This window comes from Ciceribacter sp. L1K23 (assembly GCF_018122705.1).
Taxonomy (GTDB): Bacteria; Pseudomonadota; Alphaproteobacteria; order Rhizobiales; family Rhizobiaceae; genus Allorhizobium.
On record NZ_JAGRRC010000001.1, the window covers coordinates 2,079,133 to 2,104,055 of the forward strand.

Annotated in this window: 20 protein-coding genes; 15 read left to right on the forward strand and 5 right to left on the reverse strand. The window is 60.7% G+C overall.

Annotated elements, in window-relative coordinates:
* Positions 1 to 133 precede the first annotated feature (133 nt).
* Complete coding sequence (locus J5J10_RS09860; RefSeq protein WP_211929739.1) at positions 134 to 1,069, forward strand: AEC family transporter; 936 nt, start codon at positions 134 to 136, stop codon at positions 1,067 to 1,069.
* Here J5J10_RS09860 and J5J10_RS09865 read toward each other — a convergent pair.
* Entirely contained in the window at positions 1,051 to 2,703 is a 1,653-nt protein-coding gene (locus J5J10_RS09865; protein WP_211929740.1) for an acyl-CoA dehydrogenase family protein, read from the reverse strand. The two genes, J5J10_RS09860 and J5J10_RS09865, sit on opposite strands and share 19 nt — an antisense overlap.
* A 134-nt stretch (positions 2,704 to 2,837) precedes the next feature.
* Here J5J10_RS09865 and J5J10_RS09870 point away from each other — a divergent pair, with 134 nt between their 5' ends.
* The 4 genes from J5J10_RS09870 to dprA are packed head-to-tail and all read left to right on the forward strand — an operon-like array spanning position 2,838 to position 6,890.
* Positions 2,838 to 3,794, forward strand: coding sequence for an aspartate carbamoyltransferase catalytic subunit (locus tag J5J10_RS09870; RefSeq protein ID WP_211929741.1), 957 nt, complete (start codon positions 2,838 to 2,840; stop codon positions 3,792 to 3,794).
* Positions 3,791 to 5,083: a dihydroorotase gene (locus tag J5J10_RS09875; RefSeq protein ID WP_211929742.1), complete on the forward strand. Its 1,293-nt coding sequence runs from the start codon at positions 3,791 to 3,793 to the stop codon at positions 5,081 to 5,083. The genes J5J10_RS09870 and J5J10_RS09875 overlap by 4 nt, the downstream gene beginning before the upstream one ends.
* A gap of 21 nt (positions 5,084 to 5,104) precedes the next feature.
* Entirely contained in the window at positions 5,105 to 5,734 is a 630-nt protein-coding gene (gene plsY, locus J5J10_RS09880; protein ID WP_211929743.1) for a glycerol-3-phosphate 1-O-acyltransferase PlsY, read from the forward strand.
* Between the two features lie 7 nt (positions 5,735 to 5,741).
* Positions 5,742 to 6,890, forward strand: coding sequence for a DNA-processing protein DprA (dprA, locus tag J5J10_RS09885; protein WP_211929744.1), 1,149 nt, complete (start codon positions 5,742 to 5,744; stop codon positions 6,888 to 6,890).
* On the opposite strand, the gene J5J10_RS09890 is transcribed toward dprA, so the two are convergent.
* Positions 6,843 to 7,067 (reverse strand): hypothetical protein, encoded by a 225-nt coding sequence (locus J5J10_RS09890; RefSeq protein WP_211929745.1) that lies wholly within the window; start codon positions 7,065 to 7,067, stop codon positions 6,843 to 6,845. The two genes, dprA and J5J10_RS09890, sit on opposite strands and share 48 nt — an antisense overlap.
* A gap of 240 nt (positions 7,068 to 7,307) precedes the next feature.
* On the opposite strand from J5J10_RS09890, the gene topA reads away from it, so the two are divergent.
* The 6 genes from topA to rpmG all read left to right on the forward strand — a co-directional run bounded on the left by topA (position 7,308) and on the right by rpmG (position 14,901).
* On the forward strand, positions 7,308 to 9,950 hold the full coding sequence (topA, locus tag J5J10_RS09895; RefSeq protein ID WP_211929746.1) for a type I DNA topoisomerase: 2,643 nt from the start codon (positions 7,308 to 7,310) through the stop codon (positions 9,948 to 9,950).
* 2 nt (positions 9,951 to 9,952) lie between these two features.
* Positions 9,953 to 12,322 (forward strand): ribonuclease R, encoded by a 2,370-nt coding sequence (rnr, locus tag J5J10_RS09900; RefSeq protein ID WP_249116709.1) that lies wholly within the window; start codon positions 9,953 to 9,955, stop codon positions 12,320 to 12,322.
* 11 nt (positions 12,323 to 12,333) lie between these two features.
* Entirely contained in the window at positions 12,334 to 12,792 is a 459-nt protein-coding gene (locus J5J10_RS09905) for a DUF983 domain-containing protein (RefSeq protein WP_211929747.1), read from the forward strand.
* Positions 12,793 to 12,826: 34 nt separating this feature from the next.
* Positions 12,827 to 13,447: an NUDIX hydrolase gene (locus J5J10_RS09910; protein WP_249116878.1), complete on the forward strand. Its 621-nt coding sequence runs from the start codon at positions 12,827 to 12,829 to the stop codon at positions 13,445 to 13,447.
* Between the two features lie 11 nt (positions 13,448 to 13,458).
* The gene (locus tag J5J10_RS09915; RefSeq protein WP_211929749.1) at positions 13,459 to 14,640 is read left to right on the forward strand and encodes an MFS transporter; all 1,182 of its coding nucleotides are present in this window, start codon (positions 13,459 to 13,461) and stop codon (positions 14,638 to 14,640) included.
* Positions 14,641 to 14,733: 93 nt separating this feature from the next.
* The gene (gene rpmG, locus J5J10_RS09920) at positions 14,734 to 14,901 is read left to right on the forward strand and encodes a 50S ribosomal protein L33 (protein ID WP_023512792.1); all 168 of its coding nucleotides are present in this window, start codon (positions 14,734 to 14,736) and stop codon (positions 14,899 to 14,901) included.
* Between the two features lie 767 nt (positions 14,902 to 15,668).
* On the opposite strand, the gene J5J10_RS09925 is transcribed toward rpmG, so the two are convergent.
* Complete coding sequence (locus tag J5J10_RS09925) at positions 15,669 to 17,045, reverse strand: PleD family two-component system response regulator (RefSeq protein ID WP_208549273.1); 1,377 nt, start codon at positions 17,043 to 17,045, stop codon at positions 15,669 to 15,671.
* A gap of 18 nt (positions 17,046 to 17,063) precedes the next feature.
* Positions 17,064 to 17,435 (reverse strand): response regulator, encoded by a 372-nt coding sequence (locus tag J5J10_RS09930; RefSeq protein ID WP_208549272.1) that lies wholly within the window; start codon positions 17,433 to 17,435, stop codon positions 17,064 to 17,066.
* 138 nt (positions 17,436 to 17,573) lie between these two features.
* Between J5J10_RS09930 and J5J10_RS09935 the strand changes: the two genes are divergently transcribed.
* From J5J10_RS09935 to J5J10_RS09950, 4 genes are all read left to right on the forward strand, one after another.
* Positions 17,574 to 17,867 (forward strand): DUF3572 domain-containing protein, encoded by a 294-nt coding sequence (locus J5J10_RS09935; protein ID WP_211929750.1) that lies wholly within the window; start codon positions 17,574 to 17,576, stop codon positions 17,865 to 17,867.
* Positions 17,867 to 18,517: a hypothetical protein gene (locus tag J5J10_RS09940; RefSeq protein ID WP_211929751.1), complete on the forward strand. Its 651-nt coding sequence runs from the start codon at positions 17,867 to 17,869 to the stop codon at positions 18,515 to 18,517. Before J5J10_RS09935 ends, J5J10_RS09940 begins: the two co-directional genes overlap by 1 nt.
* Before the next feature lie 84 nt (positions 18,518 to 18,601).
* Positions 18,602 to 19,891 carry a DNA polymerase IV gene (locus J5J10_RS09945; protein ID WP_211929752.1) on the forward strand — a complete coding sequence of 430 codons (1,290 nt, stop codon included), beginning with the start codon at positions 18,602 to 18,604 and terminating at the stop codon, positions 19,889 to 19,891.
* Positions 19,892 to 19,994: 103 nt separating this feature from the next.
* Positions 19,995 to 21,233 carry a L,D-transpeptidase family protein gene (locus J5J10_RS09950; protein WP_211929753.1) on the forward strand — a complete coding sequence of 413 codons (1,239 nt, stop codon included), beginning with the start codon at positions 19,995 to 19,997 and terminating at the stop codon, positions 21,231 to 21,233.
* Positions 21,234 to 21,248: 15 nt separating this feature from the next.
* Here the strand turns inward: J5J10_RS09950 and dnaE are convergent, their stop codons facing one another.
* On the reverse strand, positions 21,249 to 24,740 hold the full coding sequence (dnaE, locus tag J5J10_RS09955) for a DNA polymerase III subunit alpha (protein WP_211929754.1): 3,492 nt from the start codon (positions 24,738 to 24,740) through the stop codon (positions 21,249 to 21,251).
* Positions 24,741 to 24,923 lie beyond the last annotated feature (183 nt).

A 24,923-nucleotide genomic window follows, 5' to 3' on the forward strand; every position in this document is an offset into this window, starting at 1 on the left:
GAAAGCGATGAACGTGGTTAACGCAGGACGGTTGTCCACAGGAGTGATCTGGCGCGTGGCAACCGCGTTCGACGGCAAGACAGTTGTGAGCCCCGCCTGGAAGGTTTAAGGCGAGGCGACACAGGAACCCGCCATGTTGCCAATCTTCGAGAGTATCCTCCCCGTCTTCCTGCTCGTTCTGCTGGGCACGGGACTGAAACGCGTGAAGGCAATCGATGCCGGTTTCTGGCACGGTCTCGACCAGTTCGGGTACTTCGTGCTTTTTCCGGCGCTGCTGTTCCAGACGCTTTCGAACGCCGATTTCGCCGGTCTCTCGACCGCCACCGTCGCCCTGACGACGAATGTCGCCGTGCTGGTGATGAGCCTGCTTGTGCTCTCGCTTTGGCCACTGGCGAAGAGCTTTGGACTGGGCGGCCCTGCATTCACGACGCTCTTCCAGACCAGCACCCGATGGAACGCCTTCATAGGTCTGGCGATCGCGGAGAAGCTCGCCGGGACGATCGGTATCACCATCGTGGCGGTCACCATGGCAGCGATCATCGTGCCGATCAATTTCTACAATGTCGGCGTACTTGTGTGGTTCGGCAACGGTCGGCGCGACATTCGCAGCTTCGTCACCCGTATCGTGACCAACCCCATCATCCTCGGCGCCGCGGCAGGCGTCGCGTTCAACCTCTCCGGAATAACATTGTACGAGCCGCTTGCCATGGCCGTCGATCTCGTCGCGCGGGCGTCGCTCGGTCTTGGCCTGATCATGGTCGGCGCCGGTCTGAGGATCGCCGACGCCCTGCGGCCCCGCAAGGTCGTGCTACTGGCCGGGTTCCTGAAGCTGTTGTTTTTCCCCATGGTGATGGTCGCCACCGCCATGGCCTTCGGGCTTTCCGGCGAGGTGCTGGTCATGCTGGCGCTCGGCGCCGGAGTGCCGACGGCGATGAACGGGTATGTTCTCGCAAAGCAGATGGGTGGCGATGCGCCGCTCTACGCTACGATCGCGACACTCCAGACAGCGGCAGCTTTTCTCACGATCCCTCTGGTGATTGTCGTCGCCCGTTACGTGGCGGGCGGGTAGAGAAGATCGATGACGTACCGCGCGTCGAAGCGGCCGTCGAGCACGCCGTAGGTGTGTCGCCAGCCGCCGGCCAGGCGGGTTTCGGTAAAGGCATCGGCGATCTTGCCGGCACCGATCCGGTAGAGTTCGGCTGCGGCGGCGGCGAGCGCCAGTTGCTCGACGAGCAGGCGCGAGGCGCCCTCGTCGCGTTCGCACAGCGCCACGGCGGCCCGAAGCACCTCGACGGTCTTCTTGCCCGAGGGACCGAGATCCCGTTCCAGCCCCGCGAAAACGCTTTCGAACAGGTCCCTGCCCCGGCTGATGACACGCAGCACGTCCAGCGCCATGACATTGCCGGAGCCTTCCCATATCGCATTGACAGGTGCCTCGCGGTAGTGCCTCGCGATCGGACGTTCCTCCACGTAGCCCGAACCGCCGATGCACTCCATCGCTTCGTAGATCAGCGCCGGCGCCATCTTGCACACCCAGTATTTGACGACCGGCGTCATCACCCGGGCATAGGCCGCATCGGCCGGATTGTCCCGTGCCTTGTCAAAGGATTCAGCCAACCGAAACACGAGGGCGGTCGCCGCCGCAACGTCGAGGGCCATGTCGGCGAGCACACGCGTCATCAAAGGCTGATCGACGAGGTTCTTGCCGAACACCTTGCGGCCACGTGTGTGGTGAACGGCTTCCGCCATCGAGGCGCGCATGATGCCGGCGGACGCCAGGGCGCAATCGAGCCTGGTCAGCGTCACCATGTCGAGGATCGTGCGGATACCGTGTCCGGCCTCGCCAAGCAGATAGGCCATGGTCCCGTCGAACTCGACTTCGGAGGAGGCGTTTGAGCGGTTGCCGATCTTGTCCTTCAGGCGCTGAAGATAGAGACCATTGTGCGATCCATCCTCGAGAAGGCGCGGAACGAGGAAACAGCCCATGCCTTCGGTGGTCTGCGCCAGCATCACAAACGCATCGCTCATGGGAGCCGACATGAACCACTTGTGGCCGGAGAGACGGTAGATTCCCTCGCCGACACGCTCGGCGCGGCTGGTATTGGCCTTGACGTCCGTGCCGCCCTGTTTCTCGGTCATGCCCATGCCGAGCGTGATCGCGCTCTTCTGCATCGGCGGCTTGGTCGTGGAATCATATTTGCGCGAGAGGATTTTCGGCGCCCATTCGCGCTGCACGTGGGGAGACGCGGCAAGGGCCGCGACCGAGGCGCTGGTCATGGTCAGCGGGCACAGATGGCCGCTTTCGAGTTGGGCGGTCAGGAAGAAACGGATCGCGCGGGCCTTGTGCTCCTGGCCGCGCGTACCCTGTTGCCCTTCCCAGATCGAGCAGTGCAGGCCGACCGACATGGAGCGGCGCATGAGCGCGTGCCAGGCGGGGTGGAATTCAACAGCATCGAGACGTTCGCCACGGACCCCATGGGTGCGGAGTTGCGGCGCATTCTGGTTCGCCATGCGGGCGAGTTCCTGCGCTTCGTGCGAGGTCACATAACGACCTATCGCATCGAATTCGTCCTTCATCGCGCGCGGCAGACTGGAGGCCATATCAACGAGCAGTGGGTCGGTGCGGAACGCATTCACGCCGGCCCAGGGCGCGGGCTGGTTGAGCTCGGCGAACTTGTCTTCCATCCGGGTCATGTCACTCAATTACCTTCCAACGCACGCAAACGCTTCGATGATTCGCTTTATATGGGGAACAAAGGGCATTCCCCATAGCATATGCTTGCTCGTGCGGCTCCCACTCTTTATAGACCGCGTGACTTTCTCCGGAGGACGGTCTCATGGTCTTCTTTCCCCACCGCCATCTCCTCGGCATCAAGGGGCTTTCCGAACAGGATATCACCCTTCTTCTCGACAAGGCTGATGCCGCCGTGCAGATCAGCCGGCAGCGGGAGAAGAAAACCACGACGCTTCGCGGGCTGACGCAGATCAACCTGTTCTTCGAGGCCTCGACCCGCACGCAATCCTCGTTCGAACTTGCGGGCAAACGCCTTGGCGCCGACGTCATGAACATGTCGGTTGGCAACTCGTCGGTGAAGAAGGGCGAAACCCTGATCGACACCGCGATGACGCTGAACGCGATGCGCCCCGATGTTCTGGTGGTGCGGCACTCGTCCGCCGGCGCTGCCGCTCTGCTCGCCCAGAAGGTCGCCTGCTCTGTCGTTAATGCCGGCGACGGCCAACACGAACACCCGACCCAGGCGCTGCTCGATGCGCTGACGATCCGCCGCGCCAAGGGAAAGCTGTCGCGCATCATCGTCGCGATTTGCGGCGACATCCTGCATTCGCGCGTTGCCCGCTCCAACATTCTGCTGCTCAACCAGATGGGCGCCCGTGTCCGGGTGGTCGCGCCCGCCACGCTCCTGCCCTCCGGCATCGCTCAGATGGGCGTAGAGGTTTTCCACGACATGGCGGAAGGACTGAAGGACGCGGACGTGGTGATGATGCTGCGTCTTCAGCGCGAGCGCATGTCCGGCGCCTTCGTGCCTTCGGTGCGCGAATATTTCCGCTTCTACGGTCTGGACGCCGAGAAGCTGAAGGCAGCCAAGGAAGACGCGCTTGTCATGCATCCGGGTCCTATGAACCGTGGCGTCGAGATTGCCTCGGAAGTGGCGGACGGGCCCCAGAGCGTGATCGAGCAACAGGTGGAAATGGGGGTCGCGGTGCGCATGGCCGTCATGGAGGCCCTGTTGGTTTCTCAGAACCAGGGACCACGCAGCGAGGAAGCCGGCGCATGATCAAGCCGCTCGTTATCAACAATGTCCGGATCATCGATCCGTCGCGCAACCTCGACGAGGTCGGCAGCATCATCGTCGGCGAAGACGGCCGTATCGCCGCCGCCGGTGCTTCGGCGCGCAATCAGGGCACACCAAACGGAGCCGAGGTTCGCGACGCCTCCGGGCTGGTCGCTACTCCCGGTCTCGTGGATGCGCGTGTTTTCACCGGGGAGCCCGGGGCCGAACATCGCGAAACGATCGCCTCGGCAAGCCGTTCCGCAGCTGCCGGCGGGGTCACCTCCTTCATCATGATGCCGGACACGGATCCCGTCATCGACGACATCGCGCTGGTGGAGTTCGTCAAGAAGACGGCGCGCGACCAGGCGGTCGTCAACGTCCATCCGGCCGCCGCCCTCACGAAGGGTCTTGCAGGCACGGAAATGACCGAAATGGGCCTTTTGCAAGAGGCCGGCGCCGTCGCCTTTACCAATGGCAGGAGGGGTCTTTCCGATACGCAGGTTCTGCGCAGGGCGATGACCTATTCGCGCGAATTCGATGCCGTCATTTCGCTGGAGGCGCGGGAAAAATATCTCGGTGCCAATGGCGTGATGAACGAGGGCCTACTCGCGAGCTGGCTCGGACTCTCCGGCATCCCCCGGGAAGCCGAGATCATTCCTCTGGAACGTGACCTTCGCGTCGCCGGCTTGACCAAGGCCCGCTATCACGCCGCGCAGATTTCCGTCCCGGAGTCGGCCGAGGCCATCCGTATAGCTCGCGGACGGGGTGCGAATGTCACCTGTGCGGTGTCGATCAACAATCTTGCCCTCAACGAGAACGACATCGGCGAGTACCGGACCTTCTTCAAGCTGGCACCGCCGCTGCGCTCCGAGGACGACCGGATGGCTATGGTCGAGGCGCTCGCAAAGGGCGATATCGATATCATCGTGTCGTCACATGATCCGCAGGACGTCGACACCAAGCGCCTTCCCTTCGCCGATGCCGAGGACGGTGCAGTCGGGCTGGAGACAATGCTCGCGGCCGCGCTTCGTCTTCATCACAACGGCCAGGTCCCGCTGATGCGGCTCATCGATGCCATGTCGACGCGTCCTGCCCGGATCTTCAAGCTGGACGCCGGCACGCTGAAGCCAGGCGCTAGGGCGGACATAACACTGATCGATCTCGACGAGCCTTGGTTGGTGGCGAAAGATACGCTGCTTTCGCGGTCCAAGAACACGCCGTTCGAGGACGCCCGGTTCTCGGGACGCGCCGTGGCGACATACGTTTCTGGCCGGCTCGTTCACGCGCTCTGACACAAGAACAGGAGGATTTCCGTGCCAAGCCTCGATTATGGTTCGCTTTCCGCTACCGCGATCTTCGGCTCGCTGGTCCTCGGCTATCTCTTGGGCTCGATCCCGTTCGGTCTGCTGCTGACCCGTATGGCGGGGCTGGGCGATGTCCGCAACATCGGCTCCGGCAACATCGGCGCGACGAATGTCCTGCGGACAGGCAACAAGCCGCTGGCGGCAGCGACGCTTCTGCTCGACGCGCTGAAGGCGACAGCAGGCGCTATCTTGGCGCAAAAGCTCTTTGGCGGCGATGTCAACCAATTGCCGGGCCTGCTCGGCGGCTTCGCCGCCTTCATCGGGCACCTGTTCCCGGTTTGGCTGAAGTTCAAGGGCGGAAAGGGCGTCGCGACCTATATCGGTACCTTGCTCGGCATCTTTCCGATCATGGTGCTCGTGTTTGCCGTCTCCTGGCTCACCGTCGCCTTCCTCAGCCGCTATTCGTCGCTATCCGCTCTGGTTGCAACACTTGTCATTCCGGTTGCATTGTGGATACTCGGCGCGAAGGATGCAGCTCTCGTGACATCGGCGATGACGGTGATCACCTGGTGGAAGCACAAGGCAAACATTGAACGACTGATTTCGGGAACCGAGAGCAAGATCGGACAAAAAGGATAGCCGCCGGATGGCAGAGGTCGGCGCAGGACGGACTGGAATTGCGCTGACCGACCGCCAGAGGATCGCCTGGCTCCGGCTGATCCGCAGCGACAATGTCGGCCCCGCGACCTTTCGCGACCTCATCAATCATTTCGGTTCGGCGGAGCGGGCGCTCGACATGTTGCCCGAACTGTCCAAAAGGGGCGGTTCCGCACGGCCGATCCGCATTGCCAGTGTCTCGGAAGCGGAGCGGGAACTGGACTTAGCGCACAGCTTCGGCGCACGCTTCCTCGGCATCGGTGAACCCGGTTATCCGAGTGCCCTGCGGCAAATCGAAGCCGCGCCTCCCCTTCTCGCGGTCAAGGGCAATCTAGAGGTCGCGTCCCAGTCCGCCGTGGGTATCGTCGGCTCGCGCAATGCCTCGATCAGCGGCGCCAAGTTCGCGGCGATGATCGCGCGGGACGTGGGGAGAGCGGGGTATAGCATCGTATCTGGACTGGCACGTGGCATCGATGCCGCGGCCCATACGGCCAGCCTTGACACAGGAACGATCGCCGCGCTGGCGGGCGGAATAGACCAGCCGTATCCGCCGGAAAATCTCCGGCTTTTCGACGAAATCTGTGACCGCGGGCTAGCGGTCAGCGAAATGCCTTTCGGATGGGAGGCACGCGCCCGCGACTTTCCCAGACGCAATCGCCTTATCGCCGGCATCGCGTTGGGCACCGTCGTAGTGGAAGCAGCAGCGCGATCCGGTTCGCTGATCACGGCAAGGCTGGCGGCGGATTTCGGGCGTCTGGTTTTCGCCGTGCCTGGCTCGCCGCTTGATCCCCGGTGCCAAGGCACCAATGGCCTCTTGAAAGACGGCGCGACCGTCACGACATCCGCCGCCGACGTCATTGACGCGCTGGCACCCGTTTCGGCCCTGGAGGTGCGTCGTCAAAGCGAGGTGGAGGAGCCGGTTCTAGATGGTGAGGACCGTGTTCCATCGCCACCAGAGGAATCAGACAGGACGCGAATCGTCGATGCGCTAGGGCCGACGCCGGTCGAGGTGGACGACATCATCCGACATACCGGGATTGGCGCAGCCAGCGTCTATCTGGTGCTTCTGGAGCTGGACATTGCCGGTCGGCTACATCGGCATCCGGGAGGACTTGTTTCGCTTGCCATGGGTGACTGAGGCGTCTTGCCTGCCAGACAGGATATCGCCCGCCTCGATGTAAGCCATCTCGATCAGGTAACTAAGCAGCTCTGCGCCCTCCGCGTGCGCAACCTGTCGCAGTTCGCCCAGCATGTGGTGCAGGTAGATGATGGCTTCGCCAGACTGTTTGCAATTCTCCGGAGACGGTGAATCCATGATTTGTTTCCTGACAGCGAATTCGCGAAACCGCAGCATCGGACCATGCAGCCGAGCAGACCCAAACCATATACGATTAATTGCATAAAATTGCAAATCTCTTATAGGTTGCATTGAGGTGCATTCGCAGAATTTCGATGCGAGCCTCTTGACCGCAGTCGAATCCCTGTCCATGTCGGAGAGCCGCTTCCTGCACATGCCGCCCGAAACTTGTGCGCAATGCCAGTCCAGAGAAGAAAAATGAACGTAGTCGTCGTCGAATCCCCCGCCAAAGCAAAGACGATCAACAAGTATCTCGGATCGGGATACAAGGTGCTCGCCTCGTTCGGCCATGTGCGTGACTTGCCGGCGAAGGACGGATCGGTTCTGCCCGACCAGGACTTCGAGATGACCTGGGAAGTAGACAGCGCATCCGCCAAGCGCATGAAGGACATCGCCGACGCGGTGAAGTCCTCCGATGGCCTGTTTCTCGCGACCGACCCGGATCGCGAGGGCGAGGCTATCTCATGGCATGTGCTCGATCTGCTGAAAAAGAAGCGCGTTCTCGGCGATAAGCCGGTGAAGCGCGTGGTGTTCAACGCCATCACGAAAAAGGCCGTGCTGGATGCCATGGCGCATCCGCGTGACATCGACGTTCCGCTGGTGGATGCCTATCTGGCGCGCCGTGCGCTTGACTATCTGGTTGGCTTCAACCTGTCGCCAGTCCTCTGGCGCAAGCTGCCCGGCGCCCGGTCGGCCGGGCGCGTGCAATCCGTGGCGCTGCGTCTCGTGTGCGACCGCGAGGCGGAGATCGAGCGCTTCGTCAGCGAGGAATACTGGAACATTTCCGCTCTCCTGAAGACCCCACGCGGCGACGAATTCGAGGCGCGCCTGGTATCAGCTGACGGCAAGCGGCTGCAGCGGAACTCGATTTCGGACGGAGAAGCGGCCAACAGATTGAAGAGCTTGCTAGACGGGGCTGCCTATGCAGTCGACTCCGTCGAGGCCAAGCCCGTCAAACGCAATCCGGGGCCTCCCTTCACAACGTCGACCCTGCAGCAAGCCGCCTCATCGAGGCTCGGCTTTTCCGCCTCGCGCACAATGCAGGTGGCCCAGAAACTTTACGAGGGCATAGACATCGGCGGCGAGACGGTCGGTCTCATTACCTATATGCGTACCGACGGCGTTCAAATGGCGCCCGAAGCGATCGACGCAGCACGCTCGGCCATCGGAGATCAGTTTGGCGCTCGCTACCTGCCGGAGAAGCCGCGCTTCTATTCGACCAAGGCGAAGAACGCACAGGAAGCGCACGAAGCGATCCGCCCGACCGACTTCAACCGCACACCAGACAAGGTAAAGCGCTTTCTCGATGCCGACCAGCTTCGCCTCTATGACTTGATCTGGAAGCGCGGTATCGCCAGCCAGATGGCGTCTGCCGAGATCGAGCGCACGACGGTCGAAATCCTCGCCGAGAGCAAAGGCGAGAAAGCCGGCCTTCGCGCGGTTGGATCGGTGATCCGTTTCGACGGCTTCATCGCGGCCTATACCGATCAGAAGGAAGATGGCGAGCAAAGCGACGACGGCGACGAGGATGGCCGCCTGCCCGAGATCAACGCGCGCGAGACGCTCGCGAAGCAGAAGATCAACGCCTCGCAACACTTCACCGAGCCGCCGCCGCGATATTCGGAAGCCTCCCTGATCAAGAAGATGGAAGAGCTTGGCATCGGCCGCCCATCAACCTATGCCGCAACGTTGAAGACGCTCAGCGACCGCGAATACGTCATTACCGAAAAACGCAAGCTGATTCCCCATTCCAAGGGGCGGCTGGTTACCGCATTCCTCGAGAGCTTCTTTACCAAGTACGTGGAGTACGACTTCACCGCGGATCTGGAAGAAAAGCTCGACAAGATATCGGCAGGGGAACTGGACTGGAAGCAGGTGCTGCGCGAGTTCTGGGCGGACTTCTTCTCTCAGATAGAAGACACCAAGGAGCTCCGTGTCACCAACGTACTGGACTCGCTGAACGAGGTTCTTGCCCCGCTGGTCTTCCCCAAGCGCGAAGATGGTTCCGATCCGCGGATCTGCCAGGTCTGTGGCACCGGTCAGCTCTCGCTGAAGCTCGGCAAATACGGTGCCTTCGTCGGCTGTTCGAATTACCCGGAATGCAATTACACGCGTCAACTTTCCAACGAAGGTGGCGCGGAAGCGGAAGCCGCACTTGGCAACGAACCCAGAGCTCTGGGTAAGGACCCGATGACGGCTGAGGACGTCACGCTGAGAAGCGGCCGTTTCGGCCCCTATGTCCAGCGCGGCGACGGCAAGGATGCCAAGCGTTCGTCTCTGCCCAAAGGTTGGAAACCCGAAGACATTGATCTCGAGAAGGCGCTGGCGCTGCTTAATCTTCCCCGCGACGTAGGCCAGCATCCGGAAAGCGGCAAGATGATTTCCGCCGGCCTCGGGCGCTACGGGCCATTCGTGCTGCATGACGGAACCTATGCCAACCTGGAGAGTATCGAGGACGTCTTCTCGATCGGCCTCAACCGCGCCGTCACGGTGCTTGCCGAGAAGCAGAGCAAGGGCGGCGCCGGCCGTGGCCGGACGGCGGCGGCAGTCCTGAAGGAGCTCGGCGACCATCCGCAGGGCGGAGCGATCACAGTTCGCGATGGCCGCTATGGTCCCTACGTCAACTGGGGCAAGGTCAACGCCACACTGCCGAAGGGCAAGGATCCGCAGTCAGTAACCGTTGAAGAGGCGCTTGCTCTGATCGCGGAACGCGCTGGCAAAGACGGGGACAAGAAGACCAAGGCCAAGAAGCCAGCCAAGGCCGCGAAGACCGACGGCGAGGGGAAAACCAAGAAGGCGCCAGCGAAGAAGAAGCCGGCGGCGAAGACGAAGAAGAGCTGACATTGAGCAAGACACCGCGCGACACCGACATGACGACCGCCCCCAGGAACAGACGGGAGCGGCGCGCAGCCAAGGTTGCCGCGGAAGGTGGTGCTTCGAACAAGAACGAGAGCACGATCATTCACGGACAGCTTCCTCCAAAGGAGGTGCTGCTTGCTTATATCTCCGACAATCCGGACCGCGCCTCAAAGCGGGAAATTGCCAAGGCTTTCGGCTTGAAGGGCGAGGCGCGCGTCGAATTGAAGGACATGCTGCGGGCGCTGGAAGAAGACGGGCTCGTCGAGAAGAACAGGAAATCACTGACACGGCCGGGTGCGTTGCCGCCGGTCACCGTTCTCGACATCACGACCCGCGACAAGGATGGCGACCTCATCGGCCGGCCGGCGGAGTGGAACGAGGAACTCGGCGTCGCACCCGCCGTTTCGATCCGCCAAACAAGCGCCGACCGCGCCAAGGGTAAGGCGCCTGTCGGCGGGCTGGGAGACCGTGTTCTCGCGAAGATCTTTCCGTCCAAGGGGCGCGCCGGCCCCGCCTACACCGCCCGGATCATCAAGGTCATCGACAAGACAAGGCTCTCTGTTCTCGGCGTCTACAAGGCGCGGGTTAGCGGCGACACGGGACGCATCCTGCCGATCGACCGCCGTGACGACGAAATGACGATCGACGCCGTCGACCTCAACGGCGCAAAAGATGGCGATCTGGTCGAGGTGGAAACCATGCGGTCGGCAACGCGTCTGGGCCTGAAGCGCGCCCGCGTGCTGAATGTTGTCGGCTCGGTCGCCTCCGAGAAGGCGATCTCGATGATCGCCATCCATGCGCATGGCATACCGCATGTCTTTCCGGACACGGTGCTCGCCGAGGCCGAGGCCGCCAAGCCCGCGACGATGTCGCATCGCGAGGACTGGCGTCAGGTTCCGCTGATCACCATCGATCCGGCCGACGCCAAGGATCATGATGACGCGGTCTATGCCGAGCCGGACCCCTCCCCCGATAATCCGGGCGGCGTAATCGTTACCGTCGCGATCGCCGACGTGTCCTGGTATGTGCGGCCCAAGTCGCCACTTGACCGCGAGGCGGTGAAGCGAGGCAATTCCGTATACTTCCCAGACAGGGTCGTACCGATGTTGCCAGAGCGGATCTCCAACAATCTCTGCTCATTGCGCGAAGGTGAGGATCGACCGGCGCTCGCGGTGCGCATGGTCTTCTCCAAGGAAGGTCGCAAGGCCAGCCACACGTTCCATCGCGTGATGATGAAAAGCGCGGCCAAGCTCTCCTACCAGCAGGCACAGGCTGCGATCGACGGCAAACCTGACGACAAGACCGGGCCACTGCTGGAACCGATCTTGAAGCCGCTCTGGGAAGCCTATCGTATCCTGAAGGCCGGACGGGACCGCCGCCAGCCGCTCGAGCTCGACATGCCGGAGCGCAAGTTGATATTGAAGGAAGACGGTACGGTCGACCGGGTCCACATTCCGGAACGTCTCGACGCGCACAAGCTCATCGAAGAGATGATGATCCAGGCAAACGTCTCGGCCGCCGAGACGCTGGAAAAAAAACGCCAGCCGCTCGTCTACCGTGTTCATGACGCGCCAAGCCTCTCAAAGCAAGAAGCGCTGAGAGAGTTCCTCGGTACAATCGGACTCTCGCTTGCAAAGGGCAATCTGAGGTCCAATTCCTTCAACGGCATCCTCGCCAGAGCGCTCGACACGCCGCACCAGACCATGGTCAACGAGATGGTACTGCGCAGCCAGAGCCAGGCCGTCTACAGCCCCGAAAACATTGGGCACTTCGGCTTGAACCTGATGAAGTACGCCCACTTCACCTCCCCGATCCGCCGGTATGCGGACCTTATCGTACACCGGGCCCTGGTCGGCTCGCTGGGGCTTGGCGAAGGCGGAATCACGCCGGACGAGGAAGCCACGCTCGATGACATCGCGGCCGAGATCTCGACCTTCGAACGCCGCGCGATGGCCGCCGAGCGTGACACGATCAACCGGCTGATCGCGCATCATCTCGCTGGCCGCATCGGCGACGAGTTTCAAGGGCAGATTTCCGGCGTCACCAAGTCCGGCCTCTTTGTCACATTGCCGCAGTTCGGCGCGGACGGCTTCATTCCGGTTTCCACACTGGGACGCGACTACTATATCTACGACGAAGCGCATCAGGCTCTCTCAGGCGAGAAGACCGGTCTCGGATATCGTCTTGGCGACAGCATTGAGGTTCGGTTGGCGGAAGCGATCCCGCTCGCCGGCGCGTTGCGCTTCGAAATGCTGAGCGAAGGACGTCCCATGCCGACGGCTGTACGGTCCTTCCACAAAACAAAACGACGCGGCAAGCAGCCCGGAACACGGCCGCCCCGCGGACGACGTTGAGGAAACAAAAGATGAGCACGACGGGCCAAGATACCACCGCACTGCGGTTCGGCGGGGACGAACAGGCAGAACGGCCGCTCGGCCGTTCGATCCGGCGCGGGATGCTGAACACGTGTCCAGCCTGCGGCAGCGGCCGTCTCTTTCGCGCCTTCCTGAAACCGGTTGATACCTGCTCGGTTTGCGGGGAGGAAATGCACCACCAGCGCGCCGACGACCTGCCGCCTTATCTCGTCATCGTGGTACTTGGCCATGTGCTGCTCGGCGGCTACATGATGACCGATCTCGTCTTCCCAGCCTCAGACTGGGTGCACCTGGCCATATGGGCTCCCATCGCGGTCATCACCTCCCTGCTGTGCATCCAGCCGATCAAGGGCGGCGTCGTAGGCTTGCAATGGGCGCTGCGGATGCATGGCTTCGGCGGTCATGACGACACTCCGGAAGCGATTGATCCGAACCCCCGCGACGCATAATGCGCTGTTCGGGGGCACGGACGTGACGGTTGGATTGCGACCTCGCGACGCGGCCACTGTGATGGTGTTCGACCGCGCTGGCGGACGCCTGCGAGTGTTGGTGGGGAAGCGGTCGGCAGCGAACGTCTTCATGCCCGATTTCTATGTATTTCCCGGCGGACGACGCGATCGGTCCGACTTCCGACATCCGTTTGCCAGTGACGCTCATCCCCTGGTGATCGGACGGCTCTGCAACGAGGGACTTTCCATATCGCGTGCCAGGGCGCTGGCACTTGCCGCTGTCAGGGAATTGCACGAGGAAACCGGGCTCTGGATCGGCGATGCGAACACCGGCAAGGCCGATCTTTCGACGCTTCGTTATGTCGCTCGAGCCATCACGCCGCCAGGGAATGTCCGACGCTTCGATACCCGCTTTTTCTGCACCTTCGCCGATGAAACCGCGCTCGACCTGACAAGTCTGCGGGACAGCGAGGAACTCAGCGATCTCCGCTGGGTTGACATGGACACGATTTCAGGACTGAACATGGCCTCGATTACACGAACCATTCTGGAAGACGTGGCAACACTCATGCATGCTGAACCCTCTTTACCTTTCGGTCTCGGCGGTCCGTTTTACTACGAGCGGCATGGCCGCTTCGTCCGTGGCACCATCTGAGGTCTGCGCGCATGTCTAAAGGCATATCCGAGAACGGCCATCGCGAGGACATTCACTGGCCTTCGCTGGTCGCTGCTATCTCGGCCATCACGGCGGTTGGCATTGCGATAGGCCTCGGCCTTCCCTTGCTCAGCATCATACTGGAAAAACGTGGCATCCCCTCGACGCTGATCGGCCTCAACACCGCGATGGCCGGTGTCGCAGCCATGGTTGCGGCGCCGATCACAACCAGGCTCGCACACGAGCTTGGCGTGGCGCGCACCATGCTGTGGGCGGTATTTCTGTCGGCGATCAGCGGCCTGGGTTTCTATTTCGCCGATGCCTTCTGGATGTGGTTTCCGCTGCGCCTCGTGTTCCATGGTGCAACGACGACACTTTTCATCCTGTCGGAATTCTGGATCAACGTCGCGGCTCCTCCCTCGCGACGCGGCTTTGTGCTCGGCATCTATGCCACGGTGCTCTCCCTTGGCTTTGCGTGCGGCCCCCTGCTCTTCTCTCTCCTCGGCAGCGACGGCATCCTGCCGTTTGCCGTTGGAGGGATAGCGATCCTCCTTGCGGCCGTGCCGATCTACATCGCGCGCGGCGAGAGCCCGCAGTTGAACGAGAAGCCGCAGAGCCATTTCTTCCGGTATATCTTCCTGGTGCCGACAGCGACGGCAGCAGTCTTCGTGTTTGGCGCCGTGGAGGCTGGAGGCCTCTCGCTCTTCCCGATCTATGCGACAAGAACCGGCTTCAGCGAATCCCAGGCTGCGCTGCTGCTCACCGTCATGGGGGTTGGAAACATGGTCTTCCAGATCCCAGTGGGGATGCTGTCAGATAGATTGAAGGACCGGCGGCTCTTGCTATCGATCATGGCGGTGATCGGATTGTGCGGTTCGCTTGCCCTGCCGTGGCTGTCGCACAACTGGGTTTTGATGGCGATCGTGCTCCTGTTCTGGGGCGGAAGTGTCTCCGGTCTTTATACGGTCGGCTTGAGCCACCTCGGATCGCGACTCACAGGGTCCGATCTCGCGGCAGCCAATGCCGCCTTCGTTTTCTGCTATGCGGTGGGAACCGTAGCCGGTCCACAAGCGATCGGCGTGGCGATCGACATCTCCGGCAATCACGGTTTCGCCTATGCAATCGCGGCCTTCTTTGCCCTCTATGTCGCGCTTTCGCTGGGCAGACTGCTTTTTAGACCCAAACAGGCTTGACTTTTCGGGCGCGATTTGTAGTTTCGCGCCAGAATTTGCCGTGGAGCGCTTCCGCCCGCCACGGCTTCGTTTTTTATTGAAGGCAGGACGACCATGGCCAAGGCTACCACCATCAAGATCAAGCTGCTGTCGACGGCCGACACCGGTTTCTTCTACGTGACCACGAAGAACAGCCGCACGATGACCGACAAGATGACCAAGACCAAGTACGACCCGGTCGTCAAGAAGCACGTCGAATTCAAGGAAACTAAGATCAAGTAAGATCTTTTCTCCTTTGTATTTGTGAAAGAGCGTCGCATTTGCGGCGCTTTTTTTTATCGGGACAGGCTGAGACAAAAAAAGCACCACGGGGCAAAGCCAACCGTGGTGCTTTTTTGTTTGGGGGTCGGTCGGCATGCAAAGCGGCACGAGGAACCGCGTATATTGCACGCCAACCGACCGACCCCACGACCCAGGAGATGCGGCGGACCTGAGCATCATGGGGTATCTGCAAATTTTTGCCCGACTTTTTCAAGTCGCATCTCAAACTTGCGCAAATCGGAAGAAAAATCAACTAATTCTTAACCCAATACCGCGCTCGTCCTCAAATATGGTTAAAATTGCGTCCCGAAACGGCACCGAATACAAGTTTTATACAGATCGAAATCCAACTCTTCTTCTGTCTTCTTCCCGCAAATTTAATGTACATTCTGAGATGAATCTCTGAAGGAGCAGTATCTCTCGCTCACTCATAAAAAGCGATCAAGTCTAGACGATCTAGGAAGAGGATTTTAGGGCGTAAAACGGCGCACTCAATTAAAGCCGATCCGAACGCAACCCACGAAACAATCCCGGGGAAACGCCTGAATGCCCAATTGATTTAAGTACAGCCAAATTATACTTATCTTGAAAACGAGGTTGTGAACGTGACGCCCAGCCTCGACGCATTTCAATGGGCGCATTGTCATCCAGCCAAGCCGCCCTGGCAATCCCTCAATTTGTTGTGGCCAATTTTTACGTCGCCTTCTTCGGGCGATGTGTCCATCACGCTACGCGGCGACAGCGGCGACGACACGGTTTCGGCCGCCGTTCTTTGCCTGATAGAGAGCAAGATCGGCCTGTTTCAGGAGTTGCTCTGGCGTCTCGATACCCGGTCCCGTCGTGGCAACGCCGAGCGATGCGGTCACCTGCAGTCCGGACGGCAGACCTGCAAGCGCGAATGCCTTGTTCTCAACGATCGACCGCAGTCTCTCGGCGACCAGAGCGGCCGTTTCCGGCGGCGTGTCCGGCATGACGAGTACGAACTCCTCGCCGCCATAGCGGCAAGCAAGATCGGCGCCTCGTACCGTGGACCGTATTCTTCCGGCAAATTCCCTGAGCACCTCGTCGCCGGCATCGTGCCCATAGGTGTCATTGACCTGCTTGAAACGGTCGATATCGGTGATGCAAATGGTTAGCGGGCGCCCCCGCACCAGTGCCCGGTTGAAAAGCGTCTTCAGATGGCTGTCGAGATAACGTCTGTTGTGAAGCCCGGTCAACGCGTCGGTGACAGCAAGCTCTATTGTCTGCTGAACGCTGTTGCGCAGCCTGTCATTGTAGCGCTTCCGCCTGATCTGCGTCAGCGAGCGGGCGACCAGTTCGTTCGGATCCAGTGGCTTATGGATGTAATCGTTGACACCGAGATCGAGAGCCCTGACGATCATCGTGTCCGAATCCTGCTCCACCACCAGAAGAACCGGAATGAAGCGGGTCCGCTCGAGCGAACGGAGCTGAGAGCATAGCCGCAGCGGATCGTAGTCATCGAAGTTCGTGTTGACGATGACCAGGTCAAACTCGTTTTCCGACGCTTCGAACATGGCAGCTTGCGGATCCGACATGCAAGACACGTCGGCGATGGGTTTCAACGCCTTGACAATACGCTCCTGGGAACTGCCGCGTCCATCGACGAGAAGGACCTGGGCCGGCTCATCGAGACGGCCGTCGCTGCCCCGCAGCATGTCTTCCATCATGATGTCGCGCGCCGTTTCGGCACGTATGCGCAGTTCATCATGGAGCGTTTTCAACCGGACGAGGCTCTTGACCCGCGACACCAGTTGAAGATCGTTGACGGGCTTCGTCAGAAAATCATCGGCGCCAGCTTTCAGCCCACGCACACGGTCGGAAGGCTGGTCGAGCGCCGTGACCATGACGACGGGAATATGTGCTGTGCGAGGATTGGCCTTCAGCCGCTCGCAGACCTCGAACCCATCCATCGCCGGCATCATGATGTCGAGAAGGACGACGTCGACCTGGACCTTCTCGCACAAGGCCAGCGCCTCCGGACCATTATCCGCGGTCAGGACATCGAAGTACTCCGCCAGCAAGCGAGCCTCGAGAAGCTTGACGTTGGCGGGGACGTCATCGACGACCAGAATCCTCGCTGTCACGACTGCCCTTCCCTTCCCCTACGCATCGCCAAGATAGGTCTTGATCGTCTCGAGAAACTTCGGAACCGAAATCGGCTTTGATACGTAGGCCTCGCAGCCACCCTGGCGGATTCGCTCCTCGTCGCCCTTCATGGCGAACGCCGTGACCGCGATGACGGGAATGACGTGCAGTTCCGGATCCTCCTTCAGCCATTTCGTGACTTCGAGTCCGGAAACCTCAGGCAGCTGGATATCCATCAGGATGAGATCGGGACGAAAGCGGCGTGCGAGATCCAGTGCCTCCATGCCGTTGCGTGTCTGGATCGTCTCATAGCCGGAGGCCTCGATCAGATCGCGGAAGAGCTTCATGTTCAGCTCGTTATCTTCGACAATCATCACTTTTTTGGACATTCATCCGACCTTGTCATGCACATGGAAACTCGTCAAACCTCGGCGAACGGCCAAAAGTTCAAGGCATTTCCCGAAGCCTGATGCTACAACGATTTGGTTGAGAAAAAGGTAACCTGCCCACGGTCATGGAAAATCAAAATGCGTGAAAAGCAATCCCAAGTCGATCCTCTCGCCGTGGCCGCCGATGTTCTCGGGTGGCTTGCCAACGAGCCGGACATGCTGTCGCGTTTCCTGGCACTTTCCGGACTGCGCGCCGACCAACTTCGGGAAGCCATCGCCGATCCAGGTTTTCTGGCCGGACTGCTCGATTTCGTCATGGGCCATGAACCAACCTTGATTGCCTTTTCCGACGCCACAGGCACAAAGCCTGAGGACGTCAGCGCCGCATGGCGCGCGCTGTCCGGTCCGGGGCTGGATTCCGGGGAATTCTGATGACCGGAGAAGAGGCGATCCGCGCACTCCAGCTGAGCGACAGACCACTGGTGGTTTGCGATGTGGACGACGTCGTGTTGCAGTTCCTTCATCCGTTCCGGAGCTTCCTTCAGTCCCGAGACTATCGGCTGGTGGCCCGATCCTTTCGGCTGACGGGAAACATCGTCCGGGAAGCCGATGGACAGGCGCTCGAAGAGAGTGAGGTTCGGCAACTGATCGAAGCGTTCTTCGCCGATCAGGCAAACTGGCAAACGCCGGCCGATCTTGCGCTCGAGACGCTTTCGGGGCTTTCGTCCCATGCCGAGGTCGTTTTTCTGACTGCCATGCCCTACAGGCATTTCGACCAGCGACGCCGGCTGCTCGACCGTCATGGGTTCAATCAGCCGCTCATCGCCACGGAGGAAGCGAAAGGACCGCTGGTCCGGCTGCTGCGCCGAAACCCCGACTTGCCGATCGCGTTCGTCGACGACATGGTCCACAATCTGTCCTCCGTCGGCTCGCATGTCGAGGACTGTATGCTCGTCCATCTTCAGCCAGTGTCCGACATCCACGTCTTTGCTCCCGCAACGCCTGCGATCGCCACACGTGCGGCCGACTGGCGGGATGCCGAGAAGATCATTCGCATGCACCTGGCAGCCACCTCCTGCTGACAACGTTTGGCGACGGGGAGAATCTCCCGCTTGTCTCAGCCGAGGCTAGCGCTTAAGGTGGCAACGTTCAACTTTTGTTCCGCCATGACCGCCCACGACCAAGCGCCTTCGGGCTTTTGCCGCGACTGTCTGACGCCGCAGCCGGCCGAGCGGCGGCGATGTGTGGCCTGTGGAAGTCCCCGGCTTGTGCATCATCCGGAGCTTCATGAACTCACACTCGCCCATATCGATTGCGACGCGTTCTATGCGTCCGTGGAAAAGCGCGACAATCCTGAGCTCGCGGATAAACCCGTCATCATCGGCGGCGGCAAGCGGGGCGTCGTGTCGACGGCCTGTTACATTGCCCGCATTCACGGTGTTCGCTCGGCGATGCCGATGTTCAAGGCTCTCGAAGCGTGTCCGGAGGCCATCGTAATCCGCCCCGATATGGAGAAGTATGTGAGGGTCGGGCGCGAGGTGCGGCGGCTGATGCTGGAACTTACTCCGCTCGTGCAGCCATTGTCGATCGACGAAGCCTTTCTGCAGCTAAAAGGTACCGAGCTGCTGCATCACGAAACGCCCGCGCGCGTGCTCGCCCGTTTCGCTCGCCGCGTCGAGACGGAAATCGGAATCACGATTTCCGTCGGACTATCTTACTGCAAGTTCCTTGCGAAGGTCGCCTCGGACCTGCGCAAGCCTCGCGGCTTTTCCGTCATCGGCCGCGCCGAAGCCGTTTCCTTCCTCGCCGACCGGCCGGTCACGACGATCTGGGGCGTGGGCAAGGCCTTTGCCTCGACGCTGGAGAGAGATGGGATCCGGACCATAGGACAGTTGCAGACGATGGAAGAGAGCGACCTTATGCGACGCTACGGCTCGATCGGGCAACGGCTGTTTCGCCTTGCTCGGGGGATCGACGAGCGGGAGGTCCATCCAAACGAACCGGCGAAGAGCGTTTCCTCCGAGACGACGTTTTTTGACGACATCTCAAGCCGCGACGAATTGGTAGCGCATCTGCGGAGCCTCTCCGAGAAAGTCGCCTGGCGGATGAAAAGGAGCGAGGTGGCGGGACATACGGTGGTCCTGAAACTCAAGACAAGCGATTTCAAGTCGCGAACCCGCAATCGCCGGCTGGAGGACCCGACTCAACTTGCGGACCGGATATTCCGCACCGGCCTTTCGCTGCTTGAGCGGGAGCTCGACGGAACCAAGTTTCGCCTGATCGGCATCGGTGTCACGGATCTGACGGACGCGCGGAAAGCTGATCCGCCCGACCTGGTCGACCCGCAAGCAGGTCGACGCGCGGCAGCGGAGGCCGCCATGGACAAGCTTAGGGAAAAATTCGGCAAGGGTACCGTTCAGACGGGTTATACCTTCCCCGCAAAGCCGCGTCCCTGATCGGCTTGAACACGACTATGTGATTGCTGTGGCACTTCAAGCTTTCCTTAAACTTGGGCATTTATTTTAGGGAAATTCAGTATTGCGTAAGGATCACGCGCCCATGAGCAAGTCTTTCTCCGTATCCCTCGGCGTGTTTATCGCGCTGATGCTGTCGTCTGCCGCGTGGGCCGGAGACGGAGAAACGCTGCAAATCTACGTTTCGAAAAAGACCCAGTCGCTGGTGGTCTACGACGGGGATGAGATCGTCGCGACATCGAACGTATCGACCGGCAAGGCTGGTCACACGACGCCGTCGGGTATCTTCTCGATCCTGGAGAAGCGCAAGTACCACGAGTCAAACCTCTACTCGAACGCTCCGATGCCTTGGATGCAGCGGATCACCTGGTCGGGTGTTGCGCTTCACGAATCCAACAGCGTTCCGAACTATCCAGCGTCGCACGGCTGCGTCCGCCTGCCAGGCGCATTTGCAAAAGCTCTTTTCCAGATGACCGAGCGCGGCGCGCATGTGATCATTACCGACGAGCCCGTAACGCCACAGGCCATCGCTCATCCAACGCTTTTTAAACCGGAGATTCCCGCTGCCGACGGCGTGCTGCTGTCGGATGCGGAGATGCGACCGGCGACTTTCGAGGCCGGCACCGAGCCTGTCGAGGTGGCTGTGGCGGACGTTCAACCGAAACTTGGGGCAACAGCGACCGTTGCCATCGAGGCGCTTCCACCGCTGCGCATCCTCATCACCCGTCGCGATCATCGTGAAACGGTCATGGACGTACAGGCAATGCTCAATGCTCTCGGTTTCGATGCAGGCGACCAGGACGGCCAGCTCGGCAGCCGAACTATCGCTGCAGTCAAGGCTTATAAGGAGAGCAAACAACTACCGGCCGCCGGCGACATATTGTCGGACGAATTCATAGACTCGATCTACGCAGCAGCAGGCAAGGGCAAGCCGCCGACCGGTCAAATCCTCGTACGGCAAAAGTTCAAACCACTGTTCGAAGCCCCGATATCCATTGACGATCCCGGCAAGCCGCTTGGCACGCATTTCCTGGAAGCTACGCACGTCAATCGCTTCAGCGGCAAGGCCGACTGGCATGGTGTCACGCTCGACAACCATCTGGCGCCCGCAACCCGCAAACGTCTTGAAATCGACGCGGATGCCGCTCCTGACAGCCTGCAGGGCGCGCTCGATCGAGTGACTATACCGGACGATATTCGCCAGAAGATCGCGCATCTTCTGGATGAGGGAACTTCCATTACCATTTCGGACGTCAGCGATACGCGCGAGACCGGCCTTGGGACCGATTTCATAACGATCACGCGTGCGACGCCCCGTGCTTGATGGCGAGGAGCGCCGTTAGACCAGTTCGACGTCGATGACTCCGGGCGCCGAGCGCAGTGCAGCGGCGATGTCCGGCGTGATGCGATACTTTTCGGTGAGTTCCACCTCGATCTCCCGCCGACCCTCATCCTTGATGACGATGAACGACACGAGACCATCGCCCTTGGCGTTGAGATGCGTTGCCACCGACTTCAAAGGCCCGGAATCGCGAACGTAGATCCGCAGCGCCTTCTGCATCTGGACGGACTTTTCCTCAAGAGACTGGACGGTCTGGATGCGGAGGCCGATCCCTTCAGGGCGCTCGTCCGCCTGCACGGTGATCACCAGCGACTTTCCGGCCTCCAACATGTCGCGGTACTGGTTGAGTGCCTCCGAAAACAGCACTGCCTCGAACTGGCCAGAGGCATCGGAGAAGGTAACGATCCCCATCTTGTTGCCAGTCCGTGTCTTGCGCTCCTGCCGTCCCGTCACCGTGCCGGCAAGGCGTCCGGCGGTAGCTCCCTGCTTCACGGCGGCGGAGAAGTCGGCGAATGTCTGAACGCGCATCTTTTCCAGAACCGCGCGATAGGCATCGAGCGGATGAGCGGAGAGATAGAAGCCGAGGACCTGGAATTCCCGCAGCAGCTTTTCCGAGGCAAGCGCCGGCATGAACTGCGGGAAGGCGATCTTTTCCGGTCCGGACACTGCACCGGCGCCGAACATGTCCGATTGGCCGCTGACCTTGTCCTCCTGGGCTTTCTGCGCATAGCCGATGATGCGATCGAGACCCGTCAGCAATTCGGTACGGTCACGGCCGAAACAGTCAAACGCGCCTGCCGCGATCAGGCTTTCGAAAACCCGACGGTTGACCTGCTTGGGGTCGATACGCAGGCAGAAGTCCTCAATGCTGTCGAAATGTTTGTCGCCGCGCACCTCGACGATATGCTCCACCGCCGATTCACCGACACCCTTGATCGCCGCTAGCGCGTAGAAGATGCAGTTATCCCCGGGCTCGAAGCGCCGGAACGATGTCTGCACGGAGGGCGGCACGACCTTGATGCCAAGGCGGTTCGCGTCCTGTCGGAAATCGTTCAGCTTTTCCGTGTTGGCCATATCGTAGGTCATGGACGCGGCGAGGAACTCGACCGGGTGGTGCGCCTTCATATAGGCCGTCTGATAGGAGACGATCGCGTAGGCTGCGGCGTGCGACTTGTTGAAGCCGTAATTGGCAAACTTGGCAAGCAGGTCGAAGATCAGGTCCGCCTGCGGCTTGGACACGCCATTCTTGACAGCACCATCGACGAAGCGGGCCCGCTGCTTGTCCATCTCCTCCTTGATCTTCTTACCCATGGCGCGACGGAGAAGATCGGCCTCGCCAAGCGAGTAGCCCGACAGGACCTGGGCGATCTGCATCACCTGTTCCTGGTAGACGATAACGCCCTGAGTTTCCTTCAGAAGATAATCGATCTTCGGATGGATGGATTCGATCTCTTCCTCGCCGTGCTTGCGGGCGTTGTAGACCGGGATGTTCTCCATCGGGCCGGGGCGGTATAGCGCCACGAGAGCGATGATATCCTCGATGCAGTCGGGGCGCATGCCGATGAGTGCCTTGCGCATGCCGGCACTTTCCACCTGGAACACGCCGACGGTCTCGCCGCGCGACAGCATCTCGTAGGTCTTCTGGTCATCGAGCGGAATCGCTGCAAGATCGACCTCGATCCCCTTGTTCCGCCTCACGAAATCCACGGCGGTCTTCAGAACCGTCAACGTCTTGAGGCCGAGGAAGTCGAATTTGACCAGACCGGCCTGCTCGACCCATTTCATGTTGAACTGGGTAACGGGCATGTCGGACCGCGGATCGCGATACATCGGCACCAGCTTCGACAGCGGCCGGTCCCCGATCACGATGCCGGCAGCATGCGTCGATGCGTGTCGGTAGAGACCCTCGATCTTCTGCGCGATGTCGAGCAGGCGCGCGACGACGGGTTCTTCCTCCGCCGCTTCCTGCAGCTTTGGCTCTTCCTCGATCGCCTTCGAGAGTGGTGTCGGATTGGCCGGATTGTTGGGCACTAGCTTGCAGATCTTGTCGACCTGACCGTACGGCATTTCCAGCACACGGCCGACGTCGCGGAGCGCAGCACGAGCCTGAAGCGAACCGAAGGTGATGATCTGCGCAACCTGATCGCGACCATACTTCTGCTGAACGTAGCGGATGACCTCCTCGCGCCGGTCCTGGCAGAAGTCGATGTCGAAGTCCGGCATCGACACGCGTTCCGGATTGAGAAAGCGCTCGAACAGCAGCGAGAACCGCAAGGGGTCAACGTCCGTGATGGTCAGGGCATAGGCAACGAGCGATCCCGCACCGGATCCGCGGCCGGGGCCGACGGGGATGTCATGCTGCTTGGCCCATTTGATGAAGTCGGCAACGATCAGGAAGTAGCCCGGGAACTTCATGCGTTCGATGACGCTCAGTTCGAATTCCAGACGCTCCCGGTAATCCTTCTCCTCATATCCGGGAGACATGCCAAGGGCGGCGAGCCGATTATCGAGTCCCTCTTCCGCCTGCCGGCGAAGCTCCAGCGCCTCCGCCCGCTCAGCCTCCTCGCCATCGGTGGCGCCGCCGGTGAACCGCGGCAGAATCGGCTTGCGCGTATCCAGGATGAACGAGCAACGGCGGGCGATTTCGATCGTGTTCTGCAAGGCCTCCGGCAGGTCCGCGAACAGCGCGCACATCTCGGCGCGGCTCTTCAGGTAGTGATCAGGGGTCAAGCGAAAGCGGCTGTCGTCCGACACGATCGCATTGTGGGCGACCGCCATCAGCGCATCGTGGGCATCGAAATCGTCGCGAGTGGGGAAGAAGGCCTCGTTGGTGGCAACAAGCGGAATGTCATGCTTGTAGGCGAGATCGACCATTCGACGCTCGTGCTGACGATCATAAGCGCCATGACGCTGGAGTTCGACGTAAAGCCGGTCGCCAAAGCGCTCCTTCAGCTTGACGAGCCGCTGCTCGCCAAGCGCGCGCGAACCGTCCTTCATGACGGTATCGATCGGTCCCGATGCCGCACCTGTCAATGCGATCAGGCCGTCAGTCCCGAACTCGTCAAGCCAGGACAACTTCATATGAACGGCGTGACCGCCCTCACCCGCCAGATACGCGCGGCTGACGATGTCGACCAGCCGCTCGTAGCCTTCCGCAGTCGCCGACAACAGCACAAGGCCCGGCAAGCGGCTCATGCCGTTGCGCTTGTCGTCCTCGACGTCTTCCATGTCGATCGACAGCTGGCAGCCAATGATCGGCTGCAGCCCCTCGTCCTTTGCCTTCTGGGAGAATTCCAGGGCAACGAAAAGGTTATTGGTATCCGTAACGGCAATCGCCGGCTGTTCGTCGCCCACCGCCTTGGACAGGATCTTCTTCAGCGGCAACGCGCCTTCCAACAGCGAATAGGCCGAGTGGACACGCAGGTGGACAAAGCCCGGCGATCTCGCGAGTTCGCGTCCACCCGCAATTTCCGTCACCGCGTCAGCCATAATCCATCCCGTTCCGACTCTTATTCAGGGTGCGGATTTTCGACCGGGCGGCGCCCGGTGTCCAGAACAGATTAGCGAGATGGATCGGTGGTCAACCGGAAATGCTGTTATCGACGCCGGATCAAAGCGCGAGCATCAGAACTGAGAAGCTGCCAACAAACATGCAGATTGAGGCGAATGCGG